We start from the raw sequence: 12,241 nt of genomic DNA on the forward strand, positions 1-12,241 counted from the left end.
AAGGATCCGCAGGCCGCCGCCCGCAATGCGGCGCGGTGGTGCGGTGCGGCGGTGCGGTGCGGCGCGGCGCGGTGGTGCGGCGCGGCGGTGCGGCGGTGCGGTGCGGCGCGGCGCGGTGGTGCGGCGCGGCGCGGTGGTGCGGCGTGGCGGCTCGGCGCAGACAGCAAAGAGTCCGGGCCCCGGCGGAGCGTCATTGACCCGCCGAGACCCGAACCTGCTCAACACCGCCCAAACAACAGCCCCTACCAGTTGACTGCGATGTACTTAGACTCGGTGTAGTCGAGCAGCCCTTCGTGACCACCCTCGCGGCCGATTCCGCTCTGCTTCACACCCCCGAACGGCGCCGCCGGGTCGCTGACCAGGCCTCGGTTCAGGCCGATCATGCCGGCCTCGATGGCCTCGCTGATCCGCAAGCCTCGGGACAGGTCCTGGGTGTAGAGGTAGGCGACCAAGCCGTATTCGGTGTCGTTCGCGTAGGACACCGCCTCCGCGTCCGAGTCGAAAACTACGATCGGGGCCACCGGGCCGAAGATTTCCTCGCGCAAGATGGCGGCGGTCGGTGGCACGTCCACCAGGACGGTCGGCGGGTAGTAGAAGCCCGGCCCCGAGGGCCGGGTGCCGCCGGTCGTCGGCTGCGCGCCGTCGGCGACCGCTGACTTGACCAGGGCGTCCACCTTGCCGACGGTGTCCTCGTTGACCAGCGGGCCTACCTGGGTGTCCTCCGCCACGCCGGGACCTACCCGGAGGGCGGCCATCCGGTCGGCCAGGCGGCTCGAGAACTCGGCAGCCACCGAGCGGTGAACGTAGAAGCGGTTGGCCGCGGTGCACGCCTCGCCGCCGTTGCGCATTTTGGCGATCATGGCGCCGTCTACGGCGGCGTCCAGGTCGGCGTCTTCGAAGACCAGGAACGGGGCGTTGCCGCCCAGCTCCATCGACGTGTTCACGACGTTGTCGGCGGCCTGGGCCAGCAGGAGCCGGCCCACCTCGGTCGAACCGGTGAAGGACACCTTGCGGACGCGGGGGTCGTGCAGCATCTTCCCGACGACCTTGCCGGAGCTTCGGGACGGCAGGACGTTGACCACGCCGTCGGGGACGCCGGCCTCGGCCAGCAGCGCCGCCATCGCGAGTGCGGTCAGCGGGGTGTCGCTGGCCGGCTTCAGGATCACCGTGCAGCCGGCGCCCAGGGCCGGACCGATCTTGCGGGTGGCCATGGCGGCCGGGAAGTTCCACGGGGTGACCAGCACGCAGACGCCCACGGGCTGGCGCACCACCAGGATCCGGTTGGCGCCCGAGGGTGCCGTTGCGACCGTTCCGTTGGCGCGCACCGCCTCCTCGGCGTACCACCGGAAGAACTCGGCGGCGTAGGCCACCTCGCCGCGAGCGTCGGTCAGCGCCTTGCCGTTCTCCAGGCTGATCAGCCGGGCCAGTTCGTCCGCGCGTGCCGTCATGAGTTCGAAGGCCCGGCGCAGCACCTCGGCACGGGCCCGCGGGGGAGTGGCGGCCCACGCCGGCGCGGCGACCGCGGCGGCGTCGACCGCGGCGATCGCGTCGGACTCGTCGCCGTTCGCGACCGCGGCGATCACGTCGCCGGTCGCGGGGTCCAGGACGTCGAAGCGGGCGCCCGACGCGGCGGGCACCCACTTGCCGCCGATGAAGAGATCGGTCTCCACGAAAGCTCCTAGTACGGGTTGGCGACCACGAGGTCCTGGGCGGGGAAGAGGGTGAGGATCCGCGGGCCGTCGGCGGTGACCACGACCTCCTCCTCGATGCGTGCCGCCGAGAAACCGTCGTCCGCGGGGCAGTACGTCTCCAGCGCGAACACCATGCCGACCTGGAGTTCCACCGGGGCGGTCATGCTGTTCAGCCGGGAGATGATCGGGCGCTCGTGCAGGCCCAGGCCCAGGCCGTGGCCGAACTGCAGGCCGAACGCCGCCATCTCGTTCTCGAAGCCGAACTCCGTGGCCTTCGGCCACACCGCCGCGATCTCGTCGGTGCCTACTCCTGGGCGCACGGCGTCGATCGCGGCGTCCATCCATGCACGAGCTTTGGCGTACGCGTCGCGCTGCGACGCGGTCGAGCGGCCCACACTGAGCGTGCGGTAGTAGCACGTCCGGTAGCCGTTGAACGAGTGGATGATGTCGAAGAACGCCTGGTCGCCGGGGCGGATGATGCGGTCCGAGAAGTTGTGCGGGTGCGGGTTGCAGCGTTCGCCGGACACCGCGTTGATCGCCTCGACCTGGTCGGAGCCCATCTCGTACAGCCGCTTGTTGGCCATCGCGACGATCTCGTTCTCCCGGATGCCGGGCTTGAGCACCTCGACGATGTCCTGGTAGACCCCGTCGACCATGGCGGCGGCCTGGTTGAGCAGCATGATCTCGTCGGCCGACTTGATCAGGCGGGCGTCGAGCATGAGCTGCTGGCAGTCGACGACGGTGAGGCCCTGGCGCTGCATCTCGAACAGGAACGCCGGCTCGACGATGTCGACGCCGACCGGCTGGGCGGCCAGCCCGGCGTCCTCGAGCATGCCCTTGATCTCGCGGACCGCCGACTCCATCAGCCCGGCGGACGGGGCGATCGCGCCGCGCATCCCCAGCATCCCGGCCCGGCAGTCGTCCTCGGCGAGCCACGGCGAATAGAGCTTGTGGTGCCGCGCCGCCGATCCGAAGTCCCACAGGGTCGGGCCACCGGACCGTGTCAGCAGCGCATACCGGGTCATTTTGTCGCCGAGCGCACCGCCGATCCAGGTCTGCGTGGTGTAGCGGATGTTGTAGAAGTCGAACAGCAGGAACGCGCCGCACTCGGAGCCGGCGAGGGCCTTCTGCGCCCGCTCCAACCGATAGCGCCGCAGCCGGTCGAAGTCGACCCGCGTCTCGTAGTCGACACCCATATGACCCGGCGCCGGAATGGGCCGGCCAGCGCCAAAAAAGCTCATGACGCGCTCCCGAGGCCGTCGTCCACCGCGGTCTCCTCCGGCTTCAGGGCCAACCCCGATGCCGCGGCCTGCTGGTCCAGCAGGATCGCAAAGTCCTCCGTGACGCGCCCGCTGGCAACCGTCTGCTGCACCAACTGGGCCGTCAGCGCCGCCAGCGGCATCGGCACGTCGAGCTCGTGTCCCGCCGCCAGGCCCAGGTCGAAGTCCTTGCGCAGCAGCAGCGGGGTGAACGTCGGCGTGTAGTCGAGGTGCACGAACGCCGGTGACTTGTACCGGGTGAACGTCGAGCCCATCACGCTGTCGTTCAGGAACTCCAGGAAGGCCGCCCGGGACACGCCGCCCTTCTCGGCCAGCACCGTCACCTCGGCCATGCACTGGGTCACGACCCCGAGCATCAGGTTGTGGCAGATCTTCACCAGCCGCGAGACATCACCCTCACCGACGTAAGTGACCGTCCGCCCGATGGCCCGCAACAGGTGCGCGACCCGCTCGAAATCGGCAGCGGGCCCCGACACCGCGATGCTCAGCTTGCCGGCCGACACCACCTTGCCGTTGCCGCTCACCGGCGCCGCCAGGAAGGACACCCCGCGAGCCAGACATTCCGCCCGCAGGGCGACCGAGGACTCGGTGGAGACCGTCGAACAATCCACGACGATCCGCGGAAAAACCGAACCGGCTAGCAGCCCGTCCGGCCCGAGCAGCACCTCGGAGAGGTCGGCCGGGGTGGAGACCATCGTGAAAACCACGTCCCGGTCCCGCAGAGAAGCGATCGAATCGGCCACCGCGCAACCCGTCGCCTCCGCCTTGGACCGGGTCCGGTTCCAGACTGTCGGGGCATAGCCGGCCTTGGCCAGCCGCTTCGCCATGGCGGCACCCATCCGGCCCGCGCCGATCCAGCCGACGGTGAGGTCGTTGTCAGCCATGTTGTTCTCCCAAGCTTTCAGTTGGCGGGGGTAGGTGCGGATCCGCCCAGATAGAGCGAAGCCATCTCGGGGTGGTCCCGGACCTCGGCCGCGGTGCCGGTGAGCCGGACCTTGCCGCCCTCCATCACCACGCCGTGGGTGGCCAGGCCGAGCCCGAGGCGGACGTTCTGTTCGACCAGCAGCATCGTGGTGCCGGCCTGGTTGAGGCTCTGGATCAGCGCGGCGACCCCGGCGAGGCTGCGCGGGTCGAGGCCCAGCGACGGCTCGTCGAGCAGCAGCAGCTTCGGGTCGAGCATCAGGCAGCGGGCGATCTCCACCATCCGGCGCTGGCCTCCCGACAGGTTGCCGGCCGGGTCGCCGGCCCGTTCGGCGACGATCGGGATGCGTTCCCGGATCGCGTCGTAGCGGGACGCCAGCAGCTTCCGGTTGCGCCGGATCAGGTAGCCGCCGAGCAGCACGTTCTCCCGCACGGTCATGCCCGGGAACAGCGCCTGCGACTGCGGCACCTGGGTGACGCCGAGGGCCAGGACCTGCTCGGGCGGCAGGTTGTCGGTGCGGGTGCCGGCCATCTCGACCGTTCCGGTGCGGCAGCGCAACAGGCCGCTGATCACCCGCAGCACGGTCGACTTGCCGGCGCCGTTCGGTCCGACGATGCAGGTCACCGTGCCGGCCTCGCAGTGCAGGTCGACGCCCTGCAGCACGTTGCCGCCGCCGTAGCCGGCCGTGACGTCGCTAAGCGTGAGCATCCTGCGGCCTCCAGTCGTCGCCGAGGTAGGCGTCCAGCACCACCGGGTCGTTGCGGATCTGTCCGGGCGGCCCGGACGCGATGCAGGCGCCGCGGGCGAACACGTGCACCGGGTCGCACAGGTCGAGCACCAGCGGGATGTTGTGCTCGACGATCAGGAACGTGATGCCGCTGCGATTCAGCTCCCGGATCACCTCGGTGAGCCGGCCCAGCAGGCTCGGGTTGACGCCGCCGGCCGGTTCGTCCAGCAGGATCAGCTGGGGTTCCAGCATCAGGACCTGGGCGAGCTCCACCAGCTTCTGTTGGCCGTACGAGAGGGCACCGGCCTTCTGCTGCTCGAAACTGCCCAGGCCGACGATGTCCAGCAGTTCCCGGGCGCGGGCGGCCTCGGAGCCGCTGACCGCGTCGGCCAGCATGGTCCGCAGCTTGCCGTCCGGCTGCGGCGCCACCACGTTCTGCAGCACGGTCATGTCCTTGAACAGCCGGGTCACCTGGAACGTGCGGCCCAGTCCGAGGTGGCCGCGCGACCACGGCGGCAGCTTCTCGATCCGCTTGCCGTCGAATGTGATGGTGCCGGCGTCGGCGGCCATGGTCCCGGTGATCAGGTTGAACAGCGTGGTCTTGCCGGAGCCGTTCGGCCCGATCAGGGCGGTAATCGATCCTCGTTCCACGGTCAGGTCGGCGCCGTCGACCGCGGTGAGGCCGCCGAATCGCTTGGTCGCCCCGCGTACCTCCAAAAGGGGTCCGGTCGAAGCCGGCTCCGGCACGCGCTCCCGGACCACCGCGGTGTTGTGCGACAGCGCGCCCACCTGGTTGGTGAACTCGACCTTGACCGGGTGCCGTTTGCGCCACGCCTTCTCGATCGTCGGCAGCAGGCCGGCGGGCAGGAAGAGCACCACGGCCACCAGGATCAAACCGAGGATGAGTACGCGTGCCTGCGAGCTGCCGCCGTAGACCGTTGCACCCTCGTTGATCAGGCCGACGATGAACGCGCCGAGGACCGGGCCGTAGAGCGTGCCGCGGCCGCCGACCAGGGCGGACAGCACGATCAGGACGCTGCCCAGGATGGCGAACGCGCCGACCGGGTTGAGGAAGGTCTGGTAGTACGCGTACACGCCGCCGGCCACGCCGATGAAGAAGCTGCTGGCCCCGTACGCAATGATCTTGAAGATTGTGGTGTTGACCCCGATCGACGCGGCTTTGCCCTCATCCTCGCGGATCGCGATCAGGCCGGTGCCGAACTTGGTGCGCGCGATCCACGCGCTGAACAGCACAGACAGCACGAGTAGCAGCAGGAACGCGTAGTAGAACGGGATGTTCTGGAAGTCCGCGCTCCAGAACGGCAGTTCCAGGGTGATGCCGTCGGAGCCGTTCGTGAGCGACTTCCAGTTCGTGGCCACGATCTGTGCGGAGAGCAACAGCGCGATCGTGATGATGACGAACGCGTGACCGCGGGTCCGCAACACGATGTAACCGAACGCCATCGCGATCACCACGGCCGTGACGCCGCCGATCGGCGCCACCCAGAGCGGGTTCACCCCGGTGTGCAGTGCGATGATCGCCGCGGTGTAGGAGCCGAGCCCGAGGAACATGCTGTGGCCCAGCGAGATGTAGCCGGCGAAGCCCGAGATGATGTTCCAGCCGGTCGCCTGGATGGCCAGCAGGAACATCAGGAGCAAAACCCCTTGGGGGTACGGCTGCCAGGGGTTGACGACGGGGTAGAGCACCAGCACGAGCAGTGCGATCCCGGCGATCAGGTGCTGACGGGGAATCCTGCGTATCAGACTCATGTGGCGGCGTCCTCCCGCAAGCGGGCGCCGAACAGGCCCTGCGGCCGGACCAGCAGCACCGCCATGATCACCAGATAGAAGACCAGCGTGGACCACTGCAGTGACCCGTAGGTCGCGGTTAACGTCTCGGCCAGGCCGAGGACGAGCGCGCCGATCAGCGCGCCGGGCAGGCTGCCCATGCCGCCCAGCACCACGATGCCGAGCAGGCGCGAGATCCAGTCGTAGTGCGACGCCGGGAAGAACGGGTAGAGCACCGAGAGGATGGATCCCCCGACGCCGGCGCTCGCGCTGCCCAGCGCGAACGCCAGCGCGGCGGTGGCCGCGGCGCCGATACCGACCAGCGAGGCCGCTGACGGGTTCTGCGAGGTGGCCCGGATGGCCCGGCCCGCCCAGGTCCGGGTGAGGACGAGGTACAGCGCGCCCAGCACGGCGACCGCGGCCAGGAAGCCGTAGACCTGTGCCTTGGGCAGCAGTACGTCGCCCACCCGGAAACTCGACTCGAAGTACTCCGGGGTGGCTGAGCGGAACCGGTTGTTCGTGACGATGCTCAGGAAACCCTCGATGACCAGCGCGATCCCGAAGGTGAGCAGCACCGACATCGACGGCGCCTGGCCGCGGATGCGAACCACGACGAACCGGTAGAGCAGCCACCCGAAGCCGAACATCAGCGGGGCGGTGATGACCGAGGCGAGGATCGGGTCGATGCCGATCGCCGACCACAGCCACCAGGTGAACGTCGCGACCAGGATGAGGAACGCACCCTGGGCGATGTTGACGATCCGCAGGACCCCGAAGATGAGCGTCAGGCCGGAGGCCATCAGCGCGTAGATGCCGCCGATCAGTACGCCGAGCGCGAGTGCCTGGACGAGCTGAGCCATCAGCGGATCACTTCCAGTCGGGCTTGGGGTGGATGGCCGTCGGCACCGTCGCGGCCTCGGCCGGAGCCACCACCTGGGCCTTGCCGGACTGCCACTGGCCGAGCAGGAACTTGCCCTTGGGTTCGCCGGTGTCCTCCCAGGCCAGCGGCCCGAGGATGGACGGCACCGTGTTCGACTTCAGCCAGTCGCGGATCTTCACCTGGTCGATCGCGCCGACCGCGGTGACCCCGGACGCCAGCACCTCGGCCGCCGCGTACGCGTCCGCGGCGTCCTCGGCCGGGTCGGCGTTCTGGTACTTCTGCTTGTAGGTCGCCACGAACTCGGGGTTCTTCGGGGTCTTGGCGTCCTGGTGCCAGCTGACCGTGTAGAAGATGCCCTCGGTGTTCTCCACGCCGACACCGGTGCTGTACTGCCCGGCGTTGCTGGGCGCCGACGTCTGGAACAGGATCTTGGGCGAGTAGTCCAGCTGCTTGAGCGACCGGACCAGGCCCACGCCGTCCTCGAACACCGCGCCCTGAGCGATCAGGTCGGGCTTCTTGGCCGCCATCTGGCTGGCGATCGACTGGAAGTTGGTGGTGTCCGGCGGGTAGACCGAGCTGAACACGGTCTGCACACCGAGCGCCTCGAGCTGCTTCTGCATGCTCTCGATGACCGGCGCCGCGAACGGGTCGTCCTGCGACGGGTACGCCGCGGTCTTCGGCTTCTGGTCCTCGGGCAGCGACTTGATCCACTCGACGAACACGTCGGCCTGGTGCGGCGCGGTGGCCGGCTGGGCGAAGAACAGGAACTTGAAGCCGCGGGTGAACATGTTCGGCGCGCCGCCGGCCGGCTCCACGAACACCATGCCGTTCTTCTCCGCGACCGCCGAGGCCGGGAAGTTGAGCAGCGAGGAGAACGTGCCGAGCAGCAGGTCGACCTTGTCCTGGGTGATCAGCTTGGTGTAGTCGCTGACCACCGTGTCCTGGTTGCTGGCGTCGTCGACGATCTTGAGCTGCACCTGCCGGCCGAGCAGGCCGCCGGCCGCGTTGATGTGGTCGGCCCAGACCTCGTAGCCGCGCTTGGCCTCGGTGCCGGGCTGGGAGAAATCGCCGGTCAGCGGCAGCGAGATGCCGATGACGATGGGCTTGTCGGTGTCCGCCGCGGCCTTCTCGGAGGGGCGGTCACCGCAGGCGGCGAGCCCCATCGAGAGGGTGGCAACCAGCGAAGCCGCAAGGAAGGAACGTCGGGGGACGGATTTTTCGATCATCAAGGCCCTCCACTTTGAGGTGTCCCCGGGGGCTGCCCCACCAGGGGAGTCGAGGCCGCAATCGTTTGCGTTGCAAGAATGTACGTGGTGTTACAGCGATGTCAAGCATCCTGCTCAACAGGCCTTGCGTTGCTGCAATCGAGTGCGGTTATGCTGCGGACGTGCCCCCCATCCGCCTCGGCGCCTTCACCCCGTCCGTGCTGTTGCGCGTCGCGCGCCGGCTCGGCCACCTCGACGTGACCGAGGCCCTGGTGCCCTCGTCACCGGCCCAGTTCCGCGCCCTGCTCGACGGGGCGTACGACGCCGTGCTGACCAGTCCCGACAACGTGCTGGCGTACCGCTACAGCCCGGTCAACCCGCTCGGCGTGACCGCGCCGGTCGCCATGGTCTCGGCGGTCGACCGGGGCATGGGCCTGGCCCTGTACGCCCGGCGGACCGATCTGCGCGGCGCCCGGTTCGCGGTCGACGTGCCCGGTTCCGGCTTCGCGTTCGCCATGTACGCCCTGGCCGAGTCGCTCGGCCTGGGACGCGACGACTACGAGGTGGTGGCGCTCGGCTCCACCCCGAAGCGGCTGCGCGCGCTGCTGGCCGGCGAATGCGACGCCACCATGCTCAACGCCGGCAACGAACTGCACGCCGAGGCCGCCGGCGTCGAGGCCGTCGCGCGGGTGAGCGAGATCTGCCACCCGTACCTGGGCACGGTTCTGGCCGCTCTTGACCCGGCGGCGATCGGCGGGCTGGCCGCCGCGCTCACCGCGACCGCCGAGGCCGTGGTCGCGGGGCGGCACGCGGACCTGGTCGTCGAGGAGGCGATGACGGCCCTGTCGCTGGACCGGCCGCTGGCGCTCCGCTACCTGGACCGGTTGCGCTCGCCGGCTGAAGGACTGGTACCCGACGGGGTGGTCGACAAGTCGTCGCTGCGCACGCTGGTCAATCTGCGCCGCCGCTTCGGCCCTTCGCTGGACGGCGACCCGCTGGCCGCGGCCCTGCAATGATCAGACCGCTGCGGCTGCTGCAGGCCACCACGTTCGTCAGCACCATGGACCGGTTCTCGATGGCGCCGATGCTGATCGTGATGGCGACCGCCCTGGACGTGCCCCTGTCCACGGTGCTGCACACGGCCGGCGCCTACTACCTCGCGTACGGCCTCATGCAGCCGGTCTGGGCCATCGTGTCGGACCGGCTCGGCCGGGTCCGCACGCTGCGTTTCACCCTGCTCGCGGCCGGCGTCGCCGCCGCCGGATCGGCCGCCGTCACCAACGCCGCCCAGCTCGGCGTGGCCCGGGCGCTGACCGGCGCGGCGTTCAGCGCGGCCATCCCGGCCAGCCTGGTGTACGTCGGCGACACGGTGTCCGCCGGCCGGCGGCAGACCGAGGTCACCAACCTGATGGTCGGCGTGGCGCTGGGCACCGCGCTGGCCTCGGCCGGGGCCGGCGCGCTGGCCCAGGCAGCGAGCTGGCGGGTGGCGTTCCTGGTGCCCGCGGCCGCGTCGCTGCTGCTCGTGTTCCTGATGCGCAAACTGCCCGAACCGGCGAACGACCGCCCGGCCGAGCCCCTGTTCGCGCCCGTGGGCCGGCTGGTCCGCTCGCGCGCCGCGCTGCTCGTGCTGCTGCTCGCGGTGGTCGAGGGCGGCGTGCTGATCGGCGCCATCACGCTGCTGCCGCCGGCGGTCGAGTCGACCGGGGTGAGCCCGGCGCTGGCCGGCGCGGTCACCGCGGTGTACGGCATCGCGGTGCTGGTGTTCGCGCCGCTGGCCGGGGTGGTGTCGCGGCGCCGGCCGGCCTGGTGGCTGATCGGGCTGGGCGCGGTGGCGGCGGTGGCGGCGTGCGGCCTCGCGGCCTGGACCAGGCAGGCGTGGGCGGCGGTGGGGATCGCGGCCCTGATCGGCCTGGCCTGGGCGAGCATGCATTCCTCGCTGCAGACCTGGGCCACCGAGGTGCTGCCGTCGGCGCGGGCCACGGTGGTGTCCGGTTTCGCGGGGTCGTTGTTCGCCGGCAGTGCGCTGTCGGCCGCCCTGGTGGCCGGTCCGGCCGAGGCGGGCCGCTACGGCGCGGTCTACGCCGGCCTGGCCGTCGCGGCCGTGCCGCTCGGCATCCTCGCCACGGTGGCGCGCGCCCGGTGGCGCCCGGCTCCCGCAGTGCCCCCGCTGCCCGGGCCCCGGGAGCCCCGCGCCGATGTTCCTTCCGCCGCCCCTCCCGGAGGTCGCGATGACCGGCCCTAGAATCGTGCGAATGACGGCCCCGACGCTCCGCGACGTCGCGCAGCTCGCCGGGGTGCACCCCGCGACCGCTTCCCGCGCGCTCAACCCGCAGACCCGCCCGCTGGTCAACGCGGACACCGCGCGCAAGGTGCTGCGCGCCGCCGAGTCAATCGGCTACCAGCCCAACCCGATCGCCCGCAGCCTCAAGACGGCCCGCAGCAGCACCGTCGGCCTGGTCATCCCCGACCTGACCAACCCGCTGTTCCCGCCGATCGTGCGCGGCATCGAGGACGTGCTGACCCCGGCCGGCTACAACGCCTGGATCGTGAACACCGACAACGACCCGGACCGCGAGGAAACCCAGGTCGAGTCGCTGCGGTCGCGCCAGGTCGAGGGCCTGATCGTGGCCACCGCCAAGCGCGAGCACCCGCTGCTCGTCCGGCTGCACCGCCAGGGCATCAAGATGGTGCTGGTCAACCGCCGGGTCGACGGCCTCGAACTGCCGTCGGTGACCGCGGACGACGATGCCGGCGTGGCGCTGGCCGTGTCGCACCTGGCCGCCCTGGGACACACCCGCATCGCCCACCTGGCCGGCCCGCAGGACACGTCGACCGGCGTGAGCCGGGCCCGCGCGTTCCGGCACGCCATGCACGACCACCGCCTGGCCGACGACCCGGCGCTGACCGTCGAGTGCGGTTACTGGTCGGAGACTGCGGGCGCCGCGGCGCTGCGCAGCCTGCTCGACTCGGGCGCCTCCTTCACCGCGGTGGTGGCCGGCAACGACCTGATCGCGCTGGGCTGCTACGACGTGTTCGCCGAACGCGGCATCGCCTGCCCCGAGGAGATGAGCGTGGTCGGCTTCAACGAGATGCCGTTCCTCGACAAGATGCGGCCACCGCTCACCACGGTCGCGATCCCGCACTACGAAATCGGCGGCGAGGCGGCCCGCCTGCTGCTGGACACCCTCGACGAGCCGGAGCGCCACCCACGCTCGGTGCTCCTCGCCCCGTCTTTGGTGGTACGCGCATCGACCGGCCCGCCGCGCTCCGCGTGACCCCACGTTGCAGGTCAGGCGGGTGCCGGCAGGTCCGCTTCCAGCATCCGTGCCGCCCGTGGGGCAGATCACCGGCCGCGCCCTCACCGTGGAGAACCCGTCGGGGCTCGGCTACACGCTCGTGCCGGGTGGTCAGTAGCCGTAGCGGCTCTTGAGGTGCCGCCACCAGTCGCGGAGCATCCAGGCGTCGAATTCGGTGAGGTTGCTCATGAAGTATGCGGTGGCCATGCGCTGGCCCCAGTCACCGCCGGCGCCGCCGCCGAAGCCGTCGGTCAGCCACAAGGAGTGGTCGTAGTGCCGTGCGACGCCGCCCGGGCAGTTCGGGTACTGGCCGTTCTGGTTGAAGAAGCGGCCGCACGTCGTGGAGCACTGCGGCGCGTTCTCCCGGATGTCGTTGACGTAGATGTCGACCGACGTGTCGGTCCACTGCAGCTGCGAGCGGTTACGCACCGCCCAGCCGACCACCCGCACCG

General features: G+C 70.4%; 11 protein-coding genes. 3 read left to right on the plus strand and 8 right to left on the minus strand.

The window, feature by feature from the left end:
- Positions 1–242: 242 nt before the first annotated feature.
- Genes Ari01nite_RS08570 through Ari01nite_RS08600 form a run of 7 tightly spaced genes read right to left on the minus strand, consistent with a single transcriptional unit; the run spans position 243 to position 8,514 of the window.
- Complete coding sequence (locus Ari01nite_RS08570; RefSeq protein ID WP_203780576.1) at positions 243–1,670, minus strand: NAD-dependent succinate-semialdehyde dehydrogenase; 1,428 nt, start codon at positions 1,668–1,670, stop codon at positions 243–245.
- Between the two features lie 8 nt (positions 1,671–1,678).
- On the minus strand, positions 1,679–2,932 hold the full coding sequence (locus Ari01nite_RS08575; RefSeq protein WP_203780577.1) for a M24 family metallopeptidase: 1,254 nt from the start codon (positions 2,930–2,932) through the stop codon (positions 1,679–1,681).
- Positions 2,929–3,855 carry an NAD(P)-dependent oxidoreductase gene (locus Ari01nite_RS08580; protein ID WP_203780578.1) on the minus strand — a complete coding sequence of 309 codons (927 nt, stop codon included), beginning with the start codon at positions 3,853–3,855 and terminating at the stop codon, positions 2,929–2,931. The genes Ari01nite_RS08575 and Ari01nite_RS08580 overlap by 4 nt, the downstream gene beginning before the upstream one ends.
- Before the next feature lie 17 nt (positions 3,856–3,872).
- The gene (locus Ari01nite_RS08585) at positions 3,873–4,601 is read right to left on the minus strand and encodes an ABC transporter ATP-binding protein (protein ID WP_203780579.1); all 729 of its coding nucleotides are present in this window, start codon (positions 4,599–4,601) and stop codon (positions 3,873–3,875) included.
- Positions 4,588–6,390, minus strand: a complete 1,803-nt coding sequence (locus tag Ari01nite_RS08590; protein ID WP_239162583.1) for a branched-chain amino acid ABC transporter ATP-binding protein/permease — start codon at positions 6,388–6,390, stop codon at positions 4,588–4,590. The genes Ari01nite_RS08585 and Ari01nite_RS08590 overlap by 14 nt, the downstream gene beginning before the upstream one ends.
- The gene (locus Ari01nite_RS08595) at positions 6,387–7,268 is read right to left on the minus strand and encodes a branched-chain amino acid ABC transporter permease (RefSeq protein ID WP_203780580.1); all 882 of its coding nucleotides are present in this window, start codon (positions 7,266–7,268) and stop codon (positions 6,387–6,389) included. The genes Ari01nite_RS08590 and Ari01nite_RS08595 overlap by 4 nt, the downstream gene beginning before the upstream one ends.
- A gap of 7 nt (positions 7,269–7,275) precedes the next feature.
- Positions 7,276–8,514 (minus strand): amino acid ABC transporter substrate-binding protein, encoded by a 1,239-nt coding sequence (locus Ari01nite_RS08600; RefSeq protein ID WP_203780581.1) that lies wholly within the window; start codon positions 8,512–8,514, stop codon positions 7,276–7,278.
- Between the two features lie 161 nt (positions 8,515–8,675).
- Here Ari01nite_RS08600 and Ari01nite_RS08605 point away from each other — a divergent pair, with 161 nt between their 5' ends.
- From Ari01nite_RS08605 to Ari01nite_RS08615, 3 genes are read left to right on the plus strand one after another with little or no spacing between them, the layout of a single operon-like run.
- Positions 8,676–9,509: a substrate-binding domain-containing protein gene (locus tag Ari01nite_RS08605; RefSeq protein ID WP_203780582.1), complete on the plus strand. Its 834-nt coding sequence runs from the start codon at positions 8,676–8,678 to the stop codon at positions 9,507–9,509.
- On the plus strand, positions 9,506–10,735 hold the full coding sequence (locus tag Ari01nite_RS08610; protein ID WP_203780583.1) for an MFS transporter: 1,230 nt from the start codon (positions 9,506–9,508) through the stop codon (positions 10,733–10,735). The genes Ari01nite_RS08605 and Ari01nite_RS08610 overlap by 4 nt, the downstream gene beginning before the upstream one ends.
- Before the next feature lie 10 nt (positions 10,736–10,745).
- Positions 10,746–11,768 carry a LacI family DNA-binding transcriptional regulator gene (locus Ari01nite_RS08615; RefSeq protein WP_203780584.1) on the plus strand — a complete coding sequence of 341 codons (1,023 nt, stop codon included), beginning with the start codon at positions 10,746–10,748 and terminating at the stop codon, positions 11,766–11,768.
- Positions 11,769–11,900: 132 nt separating this feature from the next.
- Here the strand turns inward: Ari01nite_RS08615 and Ari01nite_RS08620 are convergent, their stop codons facing one another.
- The gene (locus Ari01nite_RS08620; protein WP_239162584.1) at positions 11,901–12,239 is read right to left on the minus strand and encodes a hypothetical protein; all 339 of its coding nucleotides are present in this window, start codon (positions 12,237–12,239) and stop codon (positions 11,901–11,903) included.
- Between the last annotated feature and the right edge of the window lie 2 nt (positions 12,240–12,241).

This window comes from Paractinoplanes rishiriensis (assembly GCF_016862375.1).
Taxonomy (GTDB): domain Bacteria; phylum Actinomycetota; class Actinomycetes; order Mycobacteriales; family Micromonosporaceae; genus Actinoplanes; species Actinoplanes rishiriensis.